Annotated in this window: 18 protein-coding genes; 13 read left to right on the top strand and 5 right to left on the bottom strand. The window is 59.5% G+C overall.

Annotation, left to right across the window (positions count from 1 at the left end):
- Positions 1–21: 21 nt before the first annotated feature.
- Genes ACQY6C_RS00405 through ACQY6C_RS00390 form a run of 4 tightly spaced genes read left to right on the top strand, consistent with a single transcriptional unit; the run spans position 22 to position 4,739 of the window.
- Positions 22–933, top strand: a complete 912-nt coding sequence (locus ACQY6C_RS00405; protein WP_427963493.1) for an alpha/beta hydrolase — start codon at positions 22–24, stop codon at positions 931–933.
- A complete protein-coding gene (locus ACQY6C_RS00400; protein WP_427963491.1) occupies positions 930–2,480 on the top strand; it encodes a hypothetical protein in 1,551 nt (516 codons plus the stop codon). Before ACQY6C_RS00405 ends, ACQY6C_RS00400 begins: the two co-directional genes overlap by 4 nt.
- Before the next feature lie 10 nt (positions 2,481–2,490).
- Entirely contained in the window at positions 2,491–3,258 is a 768-nt protein-coding gene (locus tag ACQY6C_RS00395; RefSeq protein ID WP_427963490.1) for a hypothetical protein, read from the top strand.
- A 50-nt stretch (positions 3,259–3,308) separates the two neighbouring features.
- Positions 3,309–4,739 (top strand): sulfatase family protein, encoded by a 1,431-nt coding sequence (locus ACQY6C_RS00390; RefSeq protein ID WP_427963488.1) that lies wholly within the window; start codon positions 3,309–3,311, stop codon positions 4,737–4,739.
- 60 nt (positions 4,740–4,799) lie between these two features.
- On the opposite strand, the gene ACQY6C_RS00385 is transcribed toward ACQY6C_RS00390, so the two are convergent.
- Positions 4,800–5,825 carry a glycoside hydrolase family 43 protein gene (locus ACQY6C_RS00385; protein ID WP_427963486.1) on the bottom strand — a complete coding sequence of 342 codons (1,026 nt, stop codon included), beginning with the start codon at positions 5,823–5,825 and terminating at the stop codon, positions 4,800–4,802.
- A gap of 27 nt (positions 5,826–5,852) precedes the next feature.
- Positions 5,853–7,385: an alpha-N-arabinofuranosidase gene (locus tag ACQY6C_RS00380; protein WP_427963484.1), complete on the bottom strand. Its 1,533-nt coding sequence runs from the start codon at positions 7,383–7,385 to the stop codon at positions 5,853–5,855.
- 273 nt (positions 7,386–7,658) lie between these two features.
- Between ACQY6C_RS00380 and ACQY6C_RS00375 the strand changes: the two genes are divergently transcribed.
- Positions 7,659–8,393, top strand: coding sequence for a FadR/GntR family transcriptional regulator (locus tag ACQY6C_RS00375; protein ID WP_427963482.1), 735 nt, complete (start codon positions 7,659–7,661; stop codon positions 8,391–8,393).
- 54 nt (positions 8,394–8,447) lie between these two features.
- On the opposite strand, the gene ACQY6C_RS00370 is transcribed toward ACQY6C_RS00375, so the two are convergent.
- Positions 8,448–10,247 carry an IlvD/Edd family dehydratase gene (locus tag ACQY6C_RS00370; RefSeq protein ID WP_427963480.1) on the bottom strand — a complete coding sequence of 600 codons (1,800 nt, stop codon included), beginning with the start codon at positions 10,245–10,247 and terminating at the stop codon, positions 8,448–8,450.
- Positions 10,244–11,362: an aldose epimerase family protein gene (locus ACQY6C_RS00365; protein WP_427963685.1), complete on the bottom strand. Its 1,119-nt coding sequence runs from the start codon at positions 11,360–11,362 to the stop codon at positions 10,244–10,246. Before ACQY6C_RS00365 ends, ACQY6C_RS00370 begins: the two co-directional genes overlap by 4 nt.
- A 180-nt stretch (positions 11,363–11,542) precedes the next feature.
- Between ACQY6C_RS00365 and ACQY6C_RS00360 the strand changes: the two genes are divergently transcribed.
- The 6 genes from ACQY6C_RS00360 (at position 11,543) to ACQY6C_RS00335 (ending at position 17,917) form a co-directional block, all read left to right on the top strand.
- A complete protein-coding gene (locus tag ACQY6C_RS00360) occupies positions 11,543–12,877 on the top strand; it encodes a sugar MFS transporter (protein WP_427963478.1) in 1,335 nt (444 codons plus the stop codon).
- A gap of 150 nt (positions 12,878–13,027) precedes the next feature.
- On the top strand, positions 13,028–13,954 hold the full coding sequence (locus ACQY6C_RS00355; RefSeq protein WP_427963476.1) for a 2-dehydro-3-deoxygalactonokinase: 927 nt from the start codon (positions 13,028–13,030) through the stop codon (positions 13,952–13,954).
- Complete coding sequence (locus ACQY6C_RS00350) at positions 13,951–14,580, top strand: 2-dehydro-3-deoxy-6-phosphogalactonate aldolase (RefSeq protein ID WP_427963474.1); 630 nt, start codon at positions 13,951–13,953, stop codon at positions 14,578–14,580. The genes ACQY6C_RS00355 and ACQY6C_RS00350 overlap by 4 nt, the downstream gene beginning before the upstream one ends.
- The gene (gene araD1 / locus ACQY6C_RS00345; protein WP_427963684.1) at positions 14,580–15,578 is read left to right on the top strand and encodes an AraD1 family protein; all 999 of its coding nucleotides are present in this window, start codon (positions 14,580–14,582) and stop codon (positions 15,576–15,578) included. Before ACQY6C_RS00350 ends, araD1 begins: the two co-directional genes overlap by 1 nt.
- On the top strand, positions 15,575–16,519 hold the full coding sequence (locus tag ACQY6C_RS00340; RefSeq protein ID WP_427963472.1) for a Gfo/Idh/MocA family protein: 945 nt from the start codon (positions 15,575–15,577) through the stop codon (positions 16,517–16,519). The genes araD1 and ACQY6C_RS00340 overlap by 4 nt, the downstream gene beginning before the upstream one ends.
- A gap of 72 nt (positions 16,520–16,591) precedes the next feature.
- Positions 16,592–17,917 (top strand): glycoside hydrolase family 27 protein, encoded by a 1,326-nt coding sequence (locus ACQY6C_RS00335; RefSeq protein WP_427963683.1) that lies wholly within the window; start codon positions 16,592–16,594, stop codon positions 17,915–17,917.
- A 131-nt stretch (positions 17,918–18,048) separates the two neighbouring features.
- Here ACQY6C_RS00335 and ACQY6C_RS00330 read toward each other — a convergent pair whose 3' ends face one another.
- Complete coding sequence (locus ACQY6C_RS00330; protein WP_427963470.1) at positions 18,049–19,239, bottom strand: cytochrome P450; 1,191 nt, start codon at positions 19,237–19,239, stop codon at positions 18,049–18,051.
- Between the two features lie 110 nt (positions 19,240–19,349).
- On the opposite strand from ACQY6C_RS00330, the gene ACQY6C_RS00325 reads away from it, so the two are divergent.
- On the top strand, positions 19,350–20,261 hold the full coding sequence (locus ACQY6C_RS00325; protein WP_427963469.1) for a helix-turn-helix domain-containing protein: 912 nt from the start codon (positions 19,350–19,352) through the stop codon (positions 20,259–20,261).
- 218 nt (positions 20,262–20,479) lie between these two features.
- Positions 20,480–22,267 (top strand): amidohydrolase, encoded by a 1,788-nt coding sequence (locus ACQY6C_RS00320; protein ID WP_427963468.1) that lies wholly within the window; start codon positions 20,480–20,482, stop codon positions 22,265–22,267.
- Positions 22,268–22,276 lie beyond the last annotated feature (9 nt).

Here is a 22,276-nt window from a genome sequence, read left to right as displayed (position 1 = left end):
GGATCGGGCATAACGCGCTGCTTGAAGTTCGCATTGGCGGCGGTGCTGCTGGGCCCAGGCACAGCGATTGCCGCGACACCGGAGTATCGCGGGCCGGTTTATGACGGAGCTGCCGAGGGCTCGGAGGATTGGGCCTATCCACGAATAGTGGTGGAGCGCGGCGACAGTCGCATGATCTACAACACGCGTGAGCCGCTATACGAACTCTACCTGCCTGATCCGTCTGTCGCCAATGGTGCTGCAGTGATCATGCTTCCCGGCGGAGGTATGAGGATGCTTGGCGTGGGCAAGGGCACTCAGACGGAAATCGACGGCTTCCTGTCCCAGGGCATTGCGGTGGCGTTGCTCGAATACCGGACCCTGCAAATGTCACCTCAGGCGGTCGAACGGGCCTCCGCTCCGCCACCACCCAATGCTCCGCCGATGCGGTTTCCGAAGATGGATATCGTAAACGGCAATGCCAATCCGGCGCGCGACAATCCCGAGATAGCCAGATTGATCGAACTGGCAGTGAATGATGCACAGGCCATGCTTGCGATCATGCATATGCGGGCGGGCGAGTGGGGAATTGATCCGAAGCGCATTGGACTCCTCGGTACTTCTGCAGGGGGAGGGGTGGCTTTCGGGACACTCCTTGCCAATGCTCCTGATGAGCAGAAGCCGGACTTTTTCGTTTCGATTTTTGGCCCGTCTCTGCAGGACGTTGCGGCACCCGAAGATGCGCCGCCGCTCTATCTGGTAACCGAGGCCAATCACGGGCCGGTGACCGACGGGCTGATGGCAGTCTTCTCGATCTGGAAGGACGCCGGAAAGCCAGTCGAACTGCACATCTATGAAGTGCCCAATTTTTCCATGACGATCGACCTGTGGGGTGATCGCCTGTTCGAATGGATGCGTGAACAATCGATCATTCCAAGCGGGGAAAGCCAATGAAGGACGGCATGCGCAATTTCTTTGCCGGATTGGCGGTGGCTTCGTTTGGTGTCTTTTCCGCGATCGCAATCGCGTCTTCCGCTGACGGTACCAATCTTCATTGGTGGGAACCCGGTTCGGGCAAGGTTTTGCCCGAGTTCGCGGTCTATCCCGACCTTGCCGGCCATATCGGGATCCTCAACGCTGATGGCCCGGTAGATACCGAGGGGCATCCATTTTTCGAGCCTCTCGGCCCCAACGGCCGTGCCTGCGTCAGCTGCCATCAGCCTGCCGACGGGATGAGCCTGTCACTGCGTTCGATCAAGCAGCGTTGGCGGGAAACCGAAGGCACCGATCCCATCTTTGCGATGATCGATGGAGCCAATTGCCCCAATCTTCCCAAGGGCAATCCTGCATCGCATTCGCTGTTGCTCCAACGCGGCCTTTTTCGCGTCGGTATTCCCTGGCCGCCAAGGGACGCTGCGGGCAATGCAATTGAGCCCGAGTTCGATATCGAGGTGGTTCGCGATCCTGCCGGATGCAATACGGATCCGGTCTATGGCCTGAACAGTTCAAGCCCGACAATCTCGGTCTATCGCCGCCCCCGCGTGGTCGCAAACATGGGATATGTCGTTCATCAAAAGTTCGGCGTTAGCCCCTTCGTCGGCAAGACAGGCGAGCCTGCCCTTCGCGATCCTGACACCGGCAAGCCGCTCAATATGAACATGATGGCAGATGCGAGGGCGGTGACGCTCAAGACGCAGATGAAAGATGCGGCGCACAGCCATCTTGAATGGGACAGGCTGACGCCCGAACAAATGGCCCGGATCGAAGCATTCGAGCGACAAATCTACGCGGCACAGGTCGATATGGGGCCAGGTGGCAGCTTGATCGAACCCGATGGCCCCCCCGGTCTTGGTCCCTACAATCTGCGCGACGGCGATGCTGGAGTGCTTGGCAACAACATCACGCGGTGGGTCATACCAATGGGCGATGCCTGGCAGGAGCCCAAGCCAACTGAAACGGCCGAAGTAAGAGCCATGCGCGAATCAATCCTGCGAGGTCAGAAGATCTTTCACTTCCGGACCTTCTGGATCCGGGATTCGATGCATCTCAACACGGTTGGGCTGGGCAATCCGACCAAGAGAACCTGTTCGACCTGCCACGGCATGCACATGACCGGGCTCGATACGGTCAACGGCTGGATGGATATCGGCACAACCAACCTGCCCTGGGCCAAGGAGGCGCCGCGCAATCCCTGGCAGACCGAAGACGAGTTGATGCCACTGTTCAAGATTACCTGCAGCCGCAGCGCCCATCCGCATCCCTATCTTGGCCGTGTATTCTACACCCAGGACCCGGGGCGAGCGCTGATCTCGGGCAAGTGCAACGATGTCGGTACAATCGTGATGCAGCAATTCCGCGGGCTGGCGGCGCGGGCGCCCTATTTCTCGAACGGATCCGCCCAGAACATGCGCGAGCTGATCGACTTCTACGATCGCCGCTACAACATCCAGTTCAGCGAGCAGGAGAAGACCGATCTCGGCAACTTCCTGGATGCGTTGTGAGGAGGGGGAAATGAACCGTCTGCTGCCCGGCATCATCGCGCTGCCGCTGCTGTCTGCGTCTGCCCTGCAGGCGCAGGAACAGGGGCGGGTAGCTTTCGTCGCGTGCCCCATCGTGCAGGATACGCCGACAGTCCCGTGTTGGCTCGCGGCCCACGATGGCCAGATCTACTACATGGGGATCCAGAGCGACGTTTCAGCGCCGTTCAACCCGCCCTCTCTGGGGCATAAGGTGCTGGTGGAAGGCAAGTTAGCCGATCACGAGGAATGCGGCGCGAAGGTGATCGAACCGATCACAATCTCGATCATGCCGGAACTGTCACCCGAATGCGATGAGCTCCGCATGGCGCGCGAAGGAGTGGATATCAGCTTCACCCCTCCGCGTCCGCCTGGGCCCAGCGGTGGCCGGCTTGCATTCAGCTTTCCCGACCCGCCGCCGCCTCCCAAACCGCCTTACACACCGAAATCATTCGACATTCCCTATGCCTTCGAAGGGATGGTCAACTTCCAGACTCCGCGCGTGATGACTCCGGCGCTGGAATACGCGCAGCTCAGCAAGGCCAAGCAAATCGAGGTCACTGGCTATCGCGGCGCAACTCGGCTCAGCGATGGCACACTGCTGGTCGAGCATGGCGGTATCGCCCGCGAGCGCGCGGAAGAAATCGTGAGGATGTTCCGCGGGGCCGGGCTCGAGGACGTCGAATTCAAGGTTACCGCTAGCGAGGAGGCGATCGAGGGAGGGCCCGAGAACCGGCACGTCAGCATTACCATCGTGCCATAAGAGGACCGGCGAACATCCGTCGGCAGAACGATTGATGGGAGTGGACTGCCATGAAGACCGCCAGACGCACATTCATCCAGGGGATGGCCGCAACCGGGGCTCTATCGGGTTATCGAGCTTCGGCCGCTAGCTCGCCTCGGCCAAACATCCTTGTGATCCTGGCCGACGACATGGGCTGGGCCGATCTGGGTTGCTTCGGATCGCGCCACATAAGAACGCCGCATCTCGACCGCTTGGCAGCGGCGGGTGTTCGAATGACCGACTGCTACGCGAGTTCTCCGGTCTGCTCGCCTACCCGCCTGTCGATGGCCACCGGGCGCTACAATGTTGCATTTCGAACCGGGCTGATCGAGCCGTTCTCGGCCGGGGAATGGGGCGATTCCGCGATCCCGGAAGGCTATCCCACTCTTCCTGCACTTTTGCGAGAGGCGGGCTACGGCACGTCGCTGATCGGCAAGTGGCACCTCGGCGAGAGCGAGGGCGGCAGTCCGCTGGCGCATGGTTATGACGAGTTTTACGGCTTTCTAGGCGGTGCCATCGACTATTTCACGCACCAATGGCGGGGCGAGTACGCCTTGCACCGCGGGGAAGAGAAATCCGAAGATTTTGGCTACATGACCACCTTGCTCGCCAATGAAACGGTCAAGGCGCTTGCGCGATACAATGAGAGTGAAAAACCGTTTCTGATCAGCCTCCATTTCAACGCGCCCCATTGGCCGTGGGAAGGGCCGGAAGATCAGGCGCTGGGAGGCGACGGAGGTAGCAGTATCGCCAGTGGCGGTTCGCTCGAAACCTACGCGCAGATGATGGAGAGCCTTGATCGCAATATCGGAAGGGTATTGCGCGCGCTAGACAATCTCGGAATGGCGGATGACACGCTGGTGATCTTTACCAGCGATAATGGCGGTGAGCGTTTTTCCGAAGTGTGGCCCTTCACCGGGATGAAAGGGATGTTGCTCGAAGGAGGCATTCGCGTTCCCGGCATTGTTCGTTTTCCGGGCAGAATTCCGGCTGGTGTCGATTCCGCGCAAATGGCCAGCACGATGGACTGGATGCCGACCATTCTCGACGCCGCCGGGGTCAAACCGCGCCAGGATCAAGTGCTCGACGGTATTTCGCTCCTGCCGCCGCTCGCCAGCGGCCGTTCAATCAACCGCTCCCTTTTCTGGAAGTTCCAGGGCCACAACCAGCGCGCCGCAAGGGTTGGTAACTGGAAGTACCTCAAGCTGGATGACAACGAGTTCCTGTTCGATCTCTCGGTCGATAGTCTTGAGCGCGCCGATATGGCGAAGAGCGAGCCTGAGAGGTTCGATCAGCTCAAGGCTGCGTGGGAAGAATGGAACAAGGGCATGGTTACCGACGACAGCATAGCCGGCTTCTGCCACAGTCCCGGCACACTCGCCGGCATGATGCCTGATGGCGAGGAATATAACTGCAAGGTCTATGGTCCGAGGCCTGAAGCTCCAAATCCCGAGACGTGATCTACGAGACACGACACAGGCCGATCTTGAAGCGCACGAATTGGGAAAACGCTTAAGCTCCTAACTTCCCGGTTCCCCGCTGATCCCCGCGTCTGTCTGGGTTATCGGGCGGATCGTGCCGTCAGGATTGAAGTCCATATATTCGACCGCAACCGCCCTGCGACCGGTCGCAGGCTTGAGATCGCCGATTGTCAGCTGTGCGTCGTGGTAGAAGAAATACCACTGGTCCTTGAACTCGATGATACCGGGATGGATCGTGAAGCTGTTGCGGGCTTCTCCGGTAATCAACCCCTTGTATTCCCACGGTCCCGTGATTGCGGGTGCCATGGCATAGGCAATCCGCTCATTGCCGGGATTGTCCTCATCGATCGTAGCGTATGCGAGGTAATAGCGGCCCTCGCGTTTGAATAGCCAGGGTCCCTCGGTGAAGTCAGGCAGTTCGATCGTCCTGATTTCACCGTCAAGCTCAGTCATATTGGGCTTCAGCTTCACCAGGAAGCAGGTGAAGTGACCCCACATGAGCCACGGAGTCCCATCGTCGTCGATGAACACGGTCGGGTCGATATCCTGGTCATAGTCGCGCCCCACCGTGGTCATGCTGTTGGTCACCAGAGCGGAGCCGCGAGCATCGACGAACGGCCCGGTCGGGCTGTCCGAAACTCCCACACCGATTGCGAAGCCGCGGTCGGGTTCCTTGTGCTTGACCGGGGCGTAGAAATAGAACTTGCCGTCCTTCTCCACCGCTTGAGCAGCCCAGGCGCTGTTGTTTGCTTCCGCCCAGGAGAAATCGGCTTCACGCATGGCCGGACCGTGCGCCTGCCAGTGACGCAGATCCTTCGACGAATAGACCAGCCAATCGTTCATTGCGTAGAGTACGTCGCCCGTCGCAATGTCATGCGTAGTGTAGAGATAGACCGTGTCACCCACCACTAGTGGCGCAGGATCGGCTGTGAATGCGTCAGTGATGATCGGGTTGCTGCCCGGTAGACGCTCGGCATTGTCTTGCTGACCAGCGCATCCCGCCAACGAGATGTACGCTGCAATGATCGTGCTGCTGCGCAATCCGATCTTCAATACCCTGTTCATTTTGCGAACTCCGACTATTGCAACCGGTTAGCGAACCTCAAGCATGACGACCGACTTCGCAGGCATGGTCAGCATCAGGCGACTGCCGTTGATCTTTGCGCCGCCGAAGGGCTTTGGAACGACTGCGTCCTTGTCCTCGAAGGTGTTGTGCGCATCCATCCTGGCCGCGGTAATGATACGGCCGCTCACGGCCTTGCCGCTCGCCCCATCGAGGGTGATGGACACCTTCTCGGACGCTTTCGGATCGACATTCGTGAGTGCGATGCGCAACACACCATCGGTTCCGCGCACCGCGCTGGCGCTGATCTTGGCGAGCGACCATTCGTCCTTCGCATATTCGGGTGTTTCGACATTCACCGGATAGACGATTCCGTCCTGATAACCTTGGTAGAGGTCGAAGACATGATAGGTTGGCGTCTTCACCATTTTCGCGCCTTCGGTGAACATCATCGCCTGTAGCACATTGACCATCTGCGCGATGTTCGCACCGCGAACGCGATCCGTATGCTTGGCGAAAATATCGAAGTTGAGACTGGTGACCAACGCGTCCCGCAGAGAATTCTGTTGCCGCAGGAACCCGTCATGCGTGCCAGGGTCCTTGTCATACCAGGTGCCCCATTCGTCGATCAGCAGGGCAACCCGCTTTTCGGGATCGTGCTTGTCCATGACTTTCGAATGAGCGACGATCACATCGTCCATGCGAACGGTTTTTGCCAGCGTGCGGGCCCATTGCTCCTCGTCGAAGCCTATTGCGGAACCCTTGTGTTCCCAATTGTTGGGCACGGTGTAATAGTGCACGCCGATACCATCGAAGAACTGGCCGGCCCGCTCCATCATCACATCGGTCCAATGCGTGTTGAAATCGCTCGCGCCACTGGCGACCTTCATGGTCTTCTGCCCAGCAGGCGTTTTCACGAAGGTCGAATAACGGCGAGTGATGTCGGCAGCATACTCGGCCCGCATATTGCCTCCGCAGCCCCACAGTTCGTTGCCGAGGCCGAACATGGATAGGTTCCAGGGTTCCTTCCTGCCGTTTTCCGCACGTTCCTTGGCCAGGCTCGATCCGATCGGAGCAGTCATGTATTCTACCCATTCCGCCATCTCGTAGGGAGGGGCCGATCCGATATTGCCCGAGACATAGGGTTCCGCGCCGACCGCTTCGGCAAAATTCATGAACTCATGCGTACCGAATTTGTTGTCTTCGGTGACATAGCCCCAATGCGTGTTGATCTTGACCTTGCGGCCGGTCTTCGGGCCAATCGCTTCGCGCCAATGATATTCGTCAGCAAAGCAGCCGCCGGGCCAGCGCACGAGTGGAACCTTGATGGCCCGCAGCGCGTCGAGCACGTCCTTGCGATAGCCGTTCTCGTTCGGGATCGGGCTGTCCTTGCCGACCCAGATGCCATCTTCGATCCCATTGCCAAGGTGTTCGGCGAATTGCCCGAAAATCCGCTTGTCATATTTCGGGGCGGGTGCATCCGCATCGACAGTAACATTGGTATCTGCAAGTGCAGGCGAGGCCATAGCGAGCGCGATCGCCGCTCCGAATAGAATACGCATCAATCTCTCTCCGTTGCGCGGGTAGCCCGCGTCTTTTCATTTGTAGTTCCACGCCCTTGCCTGGGCGCCCTTCGTTGCAAGTTGCGATTCACCGCCATTCTTCGCGTTGACGAACGGCGAGTGCACCTTCTCGCGTAAAATCACATCTCCCAACCAAGTTGTGGTTTGATTTTCTTGTCAGACAATATAGATTGCTTCTCGAAGATCAACAGCCAATTTGGGCTGTTATGTTTGCAATTCCGCGGATTCCGGGTGCATGGGAGAGTCTGGCAAATGATTGAAGTCACCAAGTCGGAGCTGCCTGTGACGAAAGCGAAGCGCGAACCATCGCACATGAGGGTATCCCGGGATCTCGGCACTTCGATTGTGACCGGTCTTCACAAGCCTGGAAGTGTGCTGCCCGGCGAAATTGAAATCGCGGAGAAGTTCGGCGTTTCCCGAAGTGTCGTCCGAGAAGCATTGAGAATGCTGTCAGTGCGAGGGCTTATCGAGAGCCGCCCCAAGATCGGAACGCGCGTTAGGGAGCGCAAGCATTGGCAGCTTCTCGATCCCAAATTGCTTGAGTGGATGTTCGAATCTCCGCCGCCGGCAAAGTTCGTCAGGAATCTGTTCGAGCTGCGGTTGATTGTCGAACCGGCTGCGGCGGAACTGGCTGCGCAAAAGAAGACTGCGCGCCAACTTGCGACATTGGGACATGCGGTGGAAGAAATGGCGCGGCACTCGCTGCATACGAGCGAGGGTCAGCTGGCCGACCAGGAGTTTCACGCTGCCATTCTGGAAGCGACGGATAACGAGCTTCTGATCAACCTGTCCGCCAGCATCGGCGCCGCAGTTCGCTGGACGACCTACTTCAAATATCGCAATCCCAAGAAAAAGCCGCGCGATCCGATCGACGATCACCGTGCGCTGTTCGAAGCCATTGCGAGTGGCGATGGCGCACGTGCACGACAGGTCACGATCGATCTCATCAAGCAGGCGGAGCAGGACACCGAAGAGGCCCTTGGCTAACCTGAATTCGTCAATGAACCGCCAAGAGCAGCCCGGCTGGCGAAGTTCGCGCGGTTAGTGGTTGTCGCGCGGGATGCCCCTGGTCTGGGCGATCCGTTGATATTTCTCTGAGCCTTCCAGGATCGCGCCACTTGCCATGTCGCCGACCAGCCTGCGCTGCATTTCCTGCCACGGTGTCTGGCTTTCAGGATATTGGTATCCGCCATTCGCCTCCAGTTCGGCGCGGCGCGCGGCCAGTTCCTCGTCCGGGACAAGAATATTGGCGGTGCATTTGCGAAGATCGATCCGTATGCGATCCCCGGTGCGCAACAGCGCCAATCCGCCATTTGCCGCCGCTTCAGGGCTGGCGTTTAGGATAGAGGGGCTTCCGCTGGTTCCCGATTGTCGGCCGTCACCCACGCAGGGCAGCGAATGGACGCCTTCGGCCAGCAGATAGGCGGGCGGGCGCATGTTCACGACTTCAGCCGAACCAGGATAGCCGATCGGGCCGGTGCCGCGCATGAACAGGATCGTGTCCGGTGTGATTTCCAGCGACTTGTCATCGATCTTTGCGTGATATTCCTCGGGGCCGTCGAACACGACTGCCGTGCCTTCGAAAGCGTCCGGATCATCAGGGTTCGAAAGGTAACGCGCGCGGAACTCTTCCGAGATAACACTCGTCTTCATGATCGCGGAGTCGAACAGATTGCCCGACAGCACGATGAAGCCGGAAGAGTTGAGCAGCGGATCGCCGAACGTGCGGATGACGCGATCGTCCTCAATCTCGCTTCCCGTGCAATTCTCGCCAACAGTCTTGCCGTTCACCGTTATCGCATCTTCAGCGATCAGTCCTTGTTCGATCAGCTGGCCGAATACGGCGGGCACGCCCCCGGCGCGATAGAAATCCTCACCGAGATATTCTCCGGCGGGTTGGAGATTCACGAGCAGCGGAACATCGTGCCCGATCACCTCCCAATCCTTGATCGGCAACTCCACGCCAATATGCCGTGCAATTGCCGCCAGGTGGATCGGTGCATTCGTCGACCCGCCAATGGCGGAATTGACCCTGATCGCGTTGTCGAAGGCCTTGCGGGTCAGGATGTCGGACGGTTTCAGGTCTTCCGCCACCATTTCGACGATCCGCTTGCCGGTGAAATAGGCGTTCTCCTGGCGGTCCCGGTAGGGTGCGGGAATTGCCGCCGAACCGGGAAGCGACATGCCCAGCGCCTCGGCCAGCGAGTTCATCGTGGTCGCAGTCCCCATCGTATTGCAATAGCCAGCCGATGGAGCAGAGCTGGCGACCAGCCTGATGAACTCCTTGTCATCGATCTCTCCCGAAGCGAGCAATTCGCGCGCTTTCCAAACGATGGTGCCGGAGCCGGTGCGTTGCCCCTTGTAATATCCGTTAAGCATGGGCCCGACGGAGAGTGCGATGGCCGGGATGTTTACAGTGGCGGCCGCCATCAATTGCGAAGGAGTCGTCTTGTCGCAGCCGATCGTGAGCACCACGCCATCGATGGGATAGCCATACAGCGTCTCGACCAGGCCAAGATAGGCAAGATTGCGGTCCAGCGCGGCGGTTGGCCGCTTGCCCGTTTCCTGGATGGGGTGGACAGGGAACTCGATGGCGAGACCGCCCGCCTCGCGGATCCCTTCGCGCACTCGCTCCGCCAGCACCAGATGATGGCGGTTGCAGGGGCTTAGATCGCTGCCCGACTGTGCGATGCCGATGATTGGCTTTCCGCTCTGAAGTTCTTCCAGCGAAAGGCCGAAGTTCATGTAGCGCTCCAGATAGAGCGCGGTCATGTCGGCATTGTCGGGATTGTCGAACCAGGCGCGGCTGCGCAGTCTGGTTGCGGAGGGCTTTTCGCTCATCGATCGTGCTTTCGGTCCAGCGTGGATACGCGATAAATCATTGTGTGGCGGTAGGTTTCGCCCGGGTTGAGGCGCGCCGAACCGAAGGCCGGCTGGTTTGGGGTGTCGGGGAAGGCCTGCGGCTCCAGAGCAATGGCGTCACCCATGCGATAGACCTGGCCGCCCTTGCCGATCAGCGTTCCATCCAGGAAATTGCCCGAATAGAACTGAATTCCTGGCTCGGTCGTAAGCACTTCCAACACACGCCCTGACAGCGGATGTTCGACACGTGCGGCGAGCTGCGGCTGGCTGGTGCGCCCCTTGTCCAGAACCCAATTGTGGTCCCAGCCGTGACCCAGCGCTATCTGGTCGTCACTTCCGCCGCGCAGCCCGTCATAGAGCATCCGGCCCTCGCGGAAATCGAACACCGTGCCTTCCACGCTGCGGCGCTCTCCGGTCGGGATCAGATCTGCATCGACGGGCAGGTAGCTGCTGGCCGGGACGCTCAGCTTCTGGTCATAGGTGCCATAGGGCCAACCATTCCCGCCAAGGTTGAACAGTGCGTGATTGGTCAGGTTGACCACCGTTGGTGCATCGGTCTGTGCTGTGAAATCGATGATGAGCGAACCGCTATCGTCGAGCGAGTAGGCAACCTGTACATCGAGATTGCCGGGATAGCCCTGATCCCCGTCTGGGCTGCGCAGGGTCATGACTACGCTCGCCTTGCCGTCATCGCTGCTGACAGACGCGATGGTCCAGTTGCGCTTGTCGAAGCCTTCGGTTCCGCCGTGAAGCGAATTGGTTCCGTCGTTCTGCGTGAGATGGACTGTGCGACCGTCAAGTTCGAAGCTGCCAGTCGCAATGCGGTTGGCATAGCGGCCGATCGTCTGGCCCCAGTAATTGTGCTGGTCGAGATAGCCGGCGAGCGTATCGGGCCCAACCGTAATATCGGCCATACGCCCATCGCGATCGGGGGCGTTGAAGGCCTGGATCGTGGCACCTAGCGTGACGAGAACGACACTGACCCCGTTTTCGCCCGTCAGTGTGACCGCTTCAACCTGCTCCCCGTCGGGCAGTGTGCCGAAAGCGGTTCTTTGTGCTGTGGCTGCTGCTGCAGGGGTGGCCATGCTGGCCATAGCCATTGAGAAGCAAGCCCCAATAAGCGCAACTCCTGATTTTGTCATGCTAAGCCTCTCCGAAATTCTCTGATTTTTTGTCGTTGACGTGTTATTCGAATCACATATAGTCTGACATATAAAAATTTGGCAATGCCCCTTTTCGGATTCCTCGAAAGGTGGAGCTGGGAGTTACGGAATATGCCAAGCCCTTCGGTCACTACTAATGCAGCGCAAGGGGGGGATGCTCCCCCGCAGACCTATGGCAAGGCGCTTGCCTTGCTGGCGAGCCTCTTCTTCATGTGGGGCTTCATAACGGTCATCAACAATACCTTGCTGCCGCATCTGCGCAGCGTGTTCGAGCTCAACTATTTCCAGACCACGATCATCGAATCGGTGTGGTTCATCGCCTATGGTGTGATGGGCATGCCATCAGCCTTTCTGATCGAACGGATCGGCTACAAGAAGGCGCTCATTCTGGGGCTGGTCGTCATGGCCGTCGGCGCTCTGGGCATGATCGGGGCGGCGCAGGCCATTTCCTTTGGTGTCACGTTGCTTGCGCTGTTCGTGATCGCCAGCGGCATCACGCTGCTGCAAGTCGCGGCCAATCCCTATGTTGCTGTGATTGGGCCGCATGAAAGCTCCGAATCGCGTCTGACGCTGGTGCAGGCTTTCAATTCGATGGGGACTTTCTTCGCGCCCTATTTCGGCGGTTATTTGATCCTCAGCCGCACGGTGGGCGGTACTTCGCTCGAAGGGACGCAATTGACCGTGGAGCAGCGCATCGCCGATGCGCAGGCGACGCAACTTCCCTATTTCCTCGTCGCGGTTGTGCTTGTTGTCATCGCCTTCATCATCTGGCGTGCTCGGCTGCCGCAACTGGGGGCGAGTACGCGCAAGGCCAATCGCGAAGAGCGCAAGAAGCTCTCGCTCTGGTCGCACAAGAACCTGGTTTATGGCATCCCCGCGATCTTCATTTACCTGATTGCGGAAATCGGTGTTGCCAATCTGTTCATCACTTTCGTGATCCTTCCTGATATCGGGGGCATCACACCGGCAGAGGCGGCCAATTACCTGATCCTGCTATGGGGCGGGATGATGGTTGGACGCTTCCTGGGCAGTTTCATCATGCGCAAGTATGCAGCCAACCTGGTGCTGGCGGCGTTCGCGCTGTTTGCCACGGTCGTCATGGTTGGTGCGGCCACGCTGCATGGCCCGGTCGCCATGTGGTGTCTGATCCTTGTCGGACTGGGCCATTCGATCATGTTCCCGACAATCTTCGCGCTGGGTATCAAGGGGCTCGGCCCGCTCACGGAAGAGGCCTCTGGACTGCTGATTACTGCCATCGCCGGCGGGGCGCTGGTTGCCGTTCAGGGCTGGCTTGCAGATAGCTATGGCCTGCAGGAGAGCTTCTGGCTGACGGTCGTCTGCGAGCTTTACGTGCTGTGGTATGCGCTGTTCGGGTCGAAGCCGACCAACATCTTGCCGGACGAAGTGCTGGTCGATGTTGAGCCGGAGGCTGCCGTCCAGAACTGAAGGCAATGCGCAATCCCCGCCACATTTCTTGTGGCGGGGTGAGCGTGCTTCTTGAGGCCGGTATGGTCGTGGCGGGGCGGGCGCACCGCTTCCAGTCGTTTGGCGGGCATTTCGAAGCTGGTTCGGTAGGAAACCGGCTTGACCCCGACCATGCGTAATATATTGTCCTACAAATATCGGCTTGAGTGGGAGTTGCGGGTGTCCGGCGGTGACTACATCGCGATCGATTGGGGAACGAGCAATCGCCGCGTCTATTCGATGCGCGGCGATGGTTCCGTTTTGGACAGCTGGCGGGACGACAATGGAGTCACGCGCATGTCGCCAGAGGACTACCCGCGAGAATTCGCTGCCATTCGGGCGCGCAATGGCAAGCTGCCGATCATTGCTGCAGGCATGATCGGTTCGAGCCGTGGCTGGCGCGAGGTTCCCTATTGCAGCGTGCCTGCCAATGTTGCTGATCTAGCCGGCGAATGTCTTGCTTGCGAAGAGGATATCCTTCTCGTTCCTGGCGTGTGTGACCGCAGCGGCGGTGGTGCCGATGTCATGCGCGGCGAAGAGGTGCAGGTTCTGGGTGCGCTCAGGACCGAGGCAATTGAAGGGGACGCTTTGTTCTGCCAACCGGGCACGCACAACAAGTGGATCGAAACCACGGGGGATCGGATCGCTTCCGTCGCCACGGCTATGACGGGCGAGATTTTCGATCTGCTCAAGTCTCACTCGATCCTGTCCGAAATGCTGACTGGGGCGGTAAAGACTGGCCCTGCATTTGAAGACGGAGTTGAGCGCGGAGCCGGTGCAGTCGACCTGATGACCGCACTCTTTCAAGCGCGCGCCGCCGCGCTGCTGGGCGTGCGGGAGGCAGAGGAAACGGCGTCTTACGTCAGCGGTCTGCTGATTGGCAGCGATGTCGGGTCACGCAAGAATTCGCCAGCACGCGAAATCATTCTGCTGGCTTCGGGTGATCTGGCCGAGCTCTATTCGGCCGCAATTGCCCAACTCGGCATGAAGGCTCGGCACACGGATTCGTCTGCGGCATTCGTTGCCGGTATTCACGCAATTCAGGAGCAGCTCCGATGAGCGCACTCGATTTCGACACGGCTTTTGAAGCTTGCCCACTCGTGGCGATTCTGCGCGGCCTGACGCCCCCGGAAGCGGCCGACATCGGCCTGGCTCTGGTTGAAGCGGGATTTACCCTGATCGAAGTGCCGCTGAACTCGCCCGAGCCGCTCTCATCCATTGGGATCATGCAGGAACGGTTCGGTGACCGCGCAATGGTGGGGGCTGGAACGGTTCTTTCGCCTCACGATGCCGAAGCAGTCGCAGGGGTAGGCGGTCGGTTTGTCGTTTCGCCCAATACGCATGCTCCGACCATCGAAAGGACTCGGGAGTTGGGGATGGCCAGCCTGCCGGGATATTATACCGTGAGTGAAGCCTTCACCGCGCTCGATGCCGGGGCCACGGCGCTCAAGCTGTTCCCGGCCGATTGTACGCCGCCTGCCATGCTCAAGGCACAGCGCGCCGTCCTGCCCAAGGATACAAGAGTGCTGGCCGTGGGGGGCATCAACAAGGACAATATGGCCGAATGGACGGCTGCAGGTGCCGACGGTTTCGGCCTCGGTTCCATTCTCTACAAACCCGGAAAGACAGCAGAATCCGTCGCGGCAGACGCGCGGGCGCTGCTTTCCGCCATTGGAAAAGCATGATGACGCAAGCAAGACTTTTGCAGCACCGTTCGCCTTCAGGGGAACGCCGACTGGTATTGGCGGAAGGGGAGGGCGATGCCCATTTCCTTTCAGGGGCTGGCTCGGTCCTTGAACTGGCGCAGGAGGCGACTGCGCAAGGTTCTACCTTGCTCGCGCTGGCCCGGCAGCGTCGCAGTTCGGAGAGCGTCGATATCGGTGCCGAATATGAAGCTGGCAATTTCCTGCCCGCGATCGACCACCCCGACAGCGCCCGTATCCACTTGACCGGCACCGGGCTGACGCATCTCGGTTCAGCCGAGGGTCGCGACAAGATGCACCGGGCGATGGCCGATGCCGCGATGCAGACCGATTCCATGAGGATGTTTCTGGAAGGCCTTGAAGGTGGCAAGCCCGCAGCGGGCGAAGAGGGACAGCAGCCTGAATGGTTCTACAAGGGTGACGGGCAATCGATTGTTGGACCGCGGGATCCGCTGCCATCGCCCCATTTCGCCAGGGATGGCGGTGAGGAGCCGGAGCTGGCTGGCATCTACCTGATCGGACCCGATGGCACTCCGTTCCGCCTGGGGGTCGTGCTGGCCAATGAATTCAGCGATCACGTGACCGAACGCCACAACTATCTCTGGCTCGCCCATTCGAAACTCCGGCCCGCCGCGCTCGGTGCCGAGCTGCTGCTTGGCGATCCTCCTGCCGATATTCGCGGTACCAGCCGCATTGTCCGTGACGGGGAATGCCTTTGGGAAAAGCCCTTCCTGACCGGCGAAGACAATATGTCGCATACAATCGCGAATTTGGAGGCACATCACTTCAAATATGCCGGTTTCCGCCGTCCGGGCGACGTCCATGTGCATTTCTTCGGCACAGCCACGCTGTCATTTGCTGACGGCATAGAAACGAAGGAAGGCGATGTGTTCGAAATCTCGGCGGCGCCATTCGCGCTGCCGCTTCGCAACACGCTCGAGATTGCACCCAGTCAGAAGCATGAGGTGCAAGTGCTATGACCGCTCCCATAAGGCTTGCAGTGGTTGGGCTTGGCAAGATTGCCCTTGACCAGCATCTTCCCGCCATTGACGGTACGAGCAAGTTCGAACTGGTCGCTACCGTCACGCGTGGTGGGACGTCCAGTGTGCCAGGCGTGCCTTGCGTCAGCAGTATCGAGGAACTCGCCGAATCCGGCATTGCGGTGGACGCGGTGTCCATCTGCACTCCGCCACAAGTGCGCTACGACATTGCCCATTTCGCGATCGAGCGTGGCTGGCACGTCATGCTGGAGAAGCCGCCTGGCGCCACGCTGGCGGAGGTGGTTGCACTGCGTGAAGCTGCCGGAAAAGCAGGCGTCAGCCTGTTCGCAACCTGGCATTCGCGCTTCGCCCGCTCCGTAGAACCGGCGCGAAACTGGCTGAAAGGCCGAACGCTCAAGAGCGCGAAGATCACCTGGCGCGAAGATGTGCGAGTCTGGCATCCCGGGCAGGAATGGATCTGGGCACCCGGCGGGTTCGGCGTGTTCGATCCGGGGATCAACGCTCTGTCCATCGCCACGCGCATCCTGCCGGAAGCGCTGTTTGTGACGAAGTCGGAACTCTTCTTTCCTTCCAATCGTGGCTCGCCGATCGCAGCGTTGGTCTCAATGCGCGATTGCAATGGGGCGCCGGTCGAAATGGATCTCGATTTTCGCCAGGAGGGGCCACAGCATTGGGACATAGAGGTTGAAACCGATGCGGGCGGTCTGAAGCTCAGCCAGGGCGGGGCTGTTCTCTCGATAGCGGGGGTCGAAGACGAAACCGAAGACCACGCGCTGGAAGGCGAATATCCCGGTCTCTATTCGCGTTTCGCGGCGCTGATCCGGGCCGAGGTGTCCGATGTCGATGTCAGTCCGCTGAGGCTGGTCGCAGACGCCTTCCTGTGCGGACAGATCACAATGGTGGAAGCCTTCGACTGGTAGTCAGTCGATCCAAAGAAAATCTGATGGGAGTTTCACGTGGCTAACAAACTACGCTTTACACGCCGTTCCTTGATGGGGACTTCGCTTGCGGCGGGGGCGGCGCCTCTGCTGGCGCAAACCCCTGCCTTGTCCGGGTCACGCCCTGCGAAATCTGCGCAGCTGGCACCGACGCCGCCGATGGGCTGGAATAGCTGGAACAGCTTTGCGACCACCATCACCGAAGATCAGGCGCTGGAACAAGCCCGGATCATGGCGAAGGAATTGCTGCCCGTCGGTTACGATATCCTGACCGTCGATATCCAGTGGTACGCGCCCAATGCGTCCAGCTATACCTACGAAGCGAAACCCTTCCACACCATGGACGGGTATGGCCGGCTGGTGCCTGCGCCGAACCGGTTTCCATCGAGCAAAGGCGGCAAGGGCTTCGCGCCGCTGGCCGCGAAAGTTCACGACATGGGCTTGCGCTTCGGCGTGCATCTTATGCGCGGCATCCCGCGGATAGCGGTGGAGCGCAACCTGCCTGTGTTTGGCACCGGCTCTTTCGCCAGAGATATAGCCGACACGAAAAGCGTCTGCCCGTGGAACCCCGACATGTACGGCATCGACATGTCGAAGCCCGATGCGCAGGCCTATTATGACAGCGTATTCGGCCTGTTCGCTTCTTGGGGGGTGGATTTCGTGAAGGTGGACGATCTGGCGCGGCCCTACGATGCCCATGCGCCGGAAATCGAGGCCATCCACCGCGCTATCGTGAACTCAGGCCGCCCGATGATCCTCAGCATGTCGCCCGGCGAAACCCCGGTCATTCGCGGCGATCACGCGCGCAACTATGCCCAGATGTGGCGGATTTCGGACGACTTCTGGGACGAATGGCCATTGCTGGAGGCCCAGTTCACGCGTCTCGAAAACTGGAATCCTTTCATGGGCAATGGTGCATGGCCAGATGCCGACATGCTTCCTTTGGGCAGGCTGGCACTGGGCGACCGGGACAGCAAGTTCACACCTGACGAACAGCAGACAGTGATGACACTCTGGTCGATCGCACGGTCCCCGCTGATCATGGGCGGTGACCTCAGATATCTCGACGATGCGACCAGGCGCTTGCTCACAAATCCGGAAGTCATTGCCGTGAACCAGGCTTCATCCGGAAACCGGCCTCACTTCCTTGAAGACCTAACGCGTATCTGGTCGGCCCGTGCCGCGAATGGCGATCGCTATCTGGCGCTGTTCAATACTGGCGAAAGCGAACGCACGGTCGGCATTGATCTGGATCTGCTGGGTATCCATGGATCGGTCACAGTAAGGGATCTGTGGGCCCGCCAGGCTGACGGAACCGCCACGGGCCGTATCGATCGCACGGTTCCTCCGCACGGATCGCGCCTGCTTCGGCTGGCTTGAGGCGGGACCACTAATTCTCCGAACCACGCTCTCGGCAGGGCTTGGCGTTCAGCCGCCCTGCCGAGTTCGGTCCTGCCCATGCCCCGCGATCCAATGCGGTGATGGTTATGGTGCCGGTCCGGTCCCCTGTCTCAGCCCCTTGCCAGAACCAATCTCTGCGGGCTGCGGAAATTGGATGAGGGGATCCAGGGGAAGTCTTCCTCTGCCACGGAGAAATCGGGGATCGTAGCGAGCAACTCCTCGGCCGATACCTGGCATGCGAGCCGCGCCAATGCGGAACCGAGGCAGGCATGAACGCCTCCACCGAAACCGAGATGCCCCTTGGGCTTGCGGGTAATGTCGTAAACGTCCGGATTCTCGAATTTGCGAGCATCGCGGTTGGCTGAGCCGTAGCACAGCATCACGAAATCGCCCGGCTTCATCACCTTGCCATGTAACTCCGTTTCCTGCGCGATGCAGCGACGGAAACGCTGGGCGGAGGTGTTGAAGCGCAGGCTTTCCTCGATCGCATCGGGGATCAGCGCGGGATCTGCCGCCAGCGCACGCCTTGCGTCCGGGAATTGCGCCAGATTGAGCCCGAGCATGGAGAGGAAGCCGGAGAGGCTCTCGATCCCCGCCATGATAAGCGTGGTCACGGTCAAGCGGACTTCCTCGTCGCGCAGTTTTTCACCATCGATTTCGGCGGTGATGAAGTTCGACAACAGATCATCGCCCGGCGCTTTCTTGCGTTCCTGGACCAGCGCTTCGGCATAGTCGGACATCCAGCGATAGGCTTCCAGCTGATCGTCGTTCTTGCTGCGCAGAACCGGGTCGGTCTGTGTCATCAAGACAGCCTTGGTGCGCACTTCCTCGCGCCCTTCCTGGGGCAGACGGAACAGGGCAAAGATGAGGTCCAGCGTCACGCGAGAGGAAAACTCGGCGACATAGTCGAATTGGTCCTTCTCCCTGAGCGCTTCGAGGTGGCCCCTTGCAGCCAGCCTCAATGGCTCAACCGTTTCCTGCAATGCGCTCTTGAGCATGGCCTTCTGGATCAGTCCGCGCAGGCGGTCATGCCGGGGCGGATCGGTTGAGCCTAGCGTCGCACCGGCGCGGCCCGGCAATTCATCGACCAGATTGCCTTTGGCCGAGGAATAGGTCCGCCAATCCTGCAACGCGCGCAGGATGTCGTCGTAGCGGCTGAGCACCCACATGCCCGCTTCCTCGCACCAGAAAAGTGGGAATTCCTCGCGCAGTCGCTCGTAAGCGGGATACGGATCTGCGTCATTCTGCGGCGAATAGGGGTCAAAGCGGAAATCCTCCGCCAGTATCGAATCGGTAGCCATTCTCTCCCTCCAACTGTTGAAGAGACATTGCCATGCCGGGCGCATATCAGGCGATGCACGATCCCTGCATAGACTTGGACATTTCTATCAAACTGGTGCATCCATTGTCGATGGATCGAACCGGTGAAGAGTGGCGAAAGTTCAGCCTTTATGGAGAGGAATGGGCGGAAGGCGCACCTGAATTCCTTCATATCGAGACTGTTTCTGCTCGATCTCGCTTGCACGATTGGAACATCTCTCCCCATAGCCATCCGCATATTCACCAATTGCTTCTGCTGGAGCGGGGATCCGGACGCATTGCTGCCGATGGCGACGAAGAGCCGCTCTCGCAGCTCACTCTGGTGGCCGTGCCCAGCCTGTGCGTCCATGCTTTCGCCTTCGATCCGGGATCGGAGGGATGGGTGGTGTCGATCGCAGAAGATATGTTGCACGATCCCCGGCTTGCAGCGGCACGACAGCTTTCGCTCTTTCGCAGGCGCCGCGTGTCTCAGTCCGGACTGCAGCCCGGTTCGCCCGAACTTGCCCGGCTTGTCTGGCTGCTGGCGGATCTGGGGGCTGGGCAGGCCGATGGACATGCCGCCCGGATGACCGATGTCAGGGCGGCACAACTCTCCTTATTGCTGGCCTGCGCGGACGATCTTCTTGGAGAAAGCTCGAAAGGAGTTGCCGCAAACCGGCGGCGGCAAGTGGTGGACCGCTTTCGCGTGTTGGTGGACGATCACTTCGCTCATGGCTGGACAGTTGCGGATTACGCCAGGCAGCTTGCAACCACGGAACAGACCCTTAACCGTGCCTGCCATTCCATCCTGGCCAAGCCGCCAGGCGCAGTCATTCACGAGCGACTGTTGCTTGAAGCCATGCGCTATCTCAGCTTTTCCGGAGCGAGCGTGAAGGAAATCGCGGCGCGGCTCGGTTTCTCCGACCCCGCCTATTTCGCGCGATTCTTCAAGAAGATGACAGGGCGAACGGCGAGCGAGTTCCGGAAGCAACGCGACCTGTCTGAGCCGAGTGCTGCATCCTGAAGTCAGACAATCCGTGAACCTCGCCGAGCCCTGGTGATGGGATACCCTATCGGGAACTTCGACTGCTTATGCAGGCTCGGATGCCCTCGCATGGCCATCTGTTGACGGCCCGGAACATGCCCGCATGGGCAGGTTGTCCGTGCCTACTCCGGGTGGGAGCCTAGCTCCTCAGCATTTGCCGGATCAATCGGCCCGGTATCCTGATCGAGGGAGTTCACATGTACAGCAAGTTCCTGGCACCATTCGCGGCGGTTTCGATCGCCGCTGCCTCACAGATGGTGCTCGCGCAGACTACCGCGCCTACCACGCCGAATGGAAACGCACTGTCGTTTGATAAGGGCATCTCCAACCGCGCCAATCCGCGCTCGGACTGGGCACTGATCAACGGCAAGATCTATACGATGAATCCGAAGCAGCCCTGGGCTTCGGCGATCGTGGTCGAGGACAACAAGATCACTTATGTCGGCGATGCCCAAGGCCTCAAGGACCAGATCGGCATTGCGACCAATGTCGTTGACCTCGAAGGCAAGATGGTGGTCCCCGGCTTTGTCGAAGGGCATTTTCATATGATTGCCGGGGGCATCGTAGCCCAAGGTGTGGACCTGCAAACCGACGACAAGGACGAGGTGTTCGAAAAGCTTCGCCAGTATGTGAAGGACAATCCCGATCTCGAGGTTATTGAGGGCTACGGCGTGCGCCTCAGCACCTTCTCGGATGGTTTGCCGACAAAGGCCATGTTCGACGAGGTCGAATCCGAACGTCCAATCTATCTCTGGACGGTCGACGGCCATAGCGCCTTTGTAAATTCCAAGGCACTGGAGATTGCCGGGGTCGACAAGGATACGCCCGAGACTGTTCCCGGCTATTCGTTCTTCGATAAGGATGCGGATGGAAATCCAACCGGTTTCATCATCGAAGTGCCCGCACAATTGCAGGTGCTGACCAAGCTGAGGACGTTCAACGCCGACACCGTCCTGGAAGGCGTCAAGGATTGGCTGCCCAAATTCTCTGCCGCAGGGATCACCACGGTATTCGATTACGGCGTCCAGGGCGTGACCAACGAAGAAGCCTTCGAATGGGTTCTGAACCGCGAAAAGGAGGGCGGGCTTCCGATCCGCCTGCAGGGATCCTATTACTGGAACGATCCCAAGATCGATCCGATAGCGCCGCTCCTCAAGCTGAAGGAAAAGTACAAATCCGAACTGGTTGAAGTTGACACCCTCAAGATCAATCTCGACGGCGGCGACGAAAAGTGGAGTGCGCTCCTGACCGAGCCCTATGCCGACAAGCCGGATGCCAAGCCCGATCCGATCATTCCCTATGACATCCTCAACAAGGTTGTAGCCGAAGCCGCCGCCAAGGGGCTGAATGTCACCTGTCATTGCTTTGGCGATCTCGCCGTACGCAAGTTGATTGACGCAACCGAGGCGGCAAGGAAGGCCAATCCCGCGACGGAAAGCCATTTCGCCGTCTCGCATGCCGTCCTGGTCAGCCCGCAGGATATTCCCCGCCTCGCCAAGGTCGGGGTGACCTATGACACGACCGGTTTCTGGATGAGTTTTGATCCACTCCTCCAGAGCATTACCACCGAGCGCTTTGGCGCTGCCCGCGTCCAGGCCATGTTCCCGATGAAGAAAATCAGGGAGGCCGGCGGAAACATATCCCTCGGCTCAGACTGGCCGGCGTCGGGATATCTTTCTGAATACAAGCCCCTACTTTCCATCCGCACCGCTGTGACCCGTCAACTGCCGGGTCGCGACAATGTTCCGCCGCTTGGGGGCGAGGAGGCACGTGTTCCTCTCGACATGGCGATCTACGCGCAAACCCTGGGCGCGGCGAAGGGCAGAGGTTTGGACGACAAGATCGGTTCTCTGGAGGTCGGCAAGATGGCCGACATGGTCGTGCTCGATCAAAATCTGTTCGAGGTCGACCCGCACAAGATCGATCAAGTGAAGATCCTCTTCACGATCATGGATGGCAAGGTTCGTCATCGCGACGGGATCTGATCCACTCCC

Origin of the sequence: Altererythrobacter sp. (assembly GCF_050299635.1) — a bacterium.
Taxonomy (GTDB): domain Bacteria; phylum Pseudomonadota; class Alphaproteobacteria; order Sphingomonadales; family Sphingomonadaceae; genus Erythrobacter.
This window is presented reverse-complemented; position numbering and strand designations above follow the sequence as displayed.

Coding starts and splice junctions, on each gene's coding strand:
- ACQY6C_RS00400 (WP_427963491.1), top strand. CDS start 930: ATGAAGGACGGCATGCGCAATTTCTTTGCCGGATTGGCGGTGGCTTCG.
- ACQY6C_RS00395 (WP_427963490.1), top strand. CDS start 2,491: ATGAACCGTCTGCTGCCCGGCATCATCGCGCTGCCGCTGCTGTCTGCG.
- ACQY6C_RS00390 (WP_427963488.1), top strand. CDS start 3,309: ATGAAGACCGCCAGACGCACATTCATCCAGGGGATGGCCGCAACCGGG.
- ACQY6C_RS00385 (WP_427963486.1), bottom strand. CDS start 5,825: ATGAACAGGGTATTGAAGATCGGATTGCGCAGCAGCACGATCATTGCA.
- ACQY6C_RS00380 (WP_427963484.1), bottom strand. CDS start 7,385: ATGCGTATTCTATTCGGAGCGGCGATCGCGCTCGCTATGGCCTCGCCT.
- ACQY6C_RS00375 (WP_427963482.1), top strand. CDS start 7,659: ATGATTGAAGTCACCAAGTCGGAGCTGCCTGTGACGAAAGCGAAGCGC.
- ACQY6C_RS00370 (WP_427963480.1), bottom strand. CDS start 10,247: ATGAGCGAAAAGCCCTCCGCAACCAGACTGCGCAGCCGCGCCTGGTTC.
- ACQY6C_RS00365 (WP_427963685.1), bottom strand. CDS start 11,362: ATGGCCAGCATGGCCACCCCTGCAGCAGCAGCCACAGCACAAAGAACC.
- ACQY6C_RS00360 (WP_427963478.1), top strand. CDS start 11,543: ATGCCAAGCCCTTCGGTCACTACTAATGCAGCGCAAGGGGGGGATGCT.
- ACQY6C_RS00355 (WP_427963476.1), top strand. CDS start 13,028: ATGCGTAATATATTGTCCTACAAATATCGGCTTGAGTGGGAGTTGCGG.
- ACQY6C_RS00350 (WP_427963474.1), top strand. CDS start 13,951: ATGAGCGCACTCGATTTCGACACGGCTTTTGAAGCTTGCCCACTCGTG.
- araD1 (WP_427963684.1), top strand. CDS start 14,580: ATGACGCAAGCAAGACTTTTGCAGCACCGTTCGCCTTCAGGGGAACGC.
- ACQY6C_RS00340 (WP_427963472.1), top strand. CDS start 15,575: ATGACCGCTCCCATAAGGCTTGCAGTGGTTGGGCTTGGCAAGATTGCC.
- ACQY6C_RS00335 (WP_427963683.1), top strand. CDS start 16,592: ATGGGGACTTCGCTTGCGGCGGGGGCGGCGCCTCTGCTGGCGCAAACC.
- ACQY6C_RS00330 (WP_427963470.1), bottom strand. CDS start 19,239: ATGGCTACCGATTCGATACTGGCGGAGGATTTCCGCTTTGACCCCTAT.
- ACQY6C_RS00325 (WP_427963469.1), top strand. CDS start 19,350: ATGGATCGAACCGGTGAAGAGTGGCGAAAGTTCAGCCTTTATGGAGAG.
- ACQY6C_RS00320 (WP_427963468.1), top strand. CDS start 20,480: ATGTACAGCAAGTTCCTGGCACCATTCGCGGCGGTTTCGATCGCCGCT.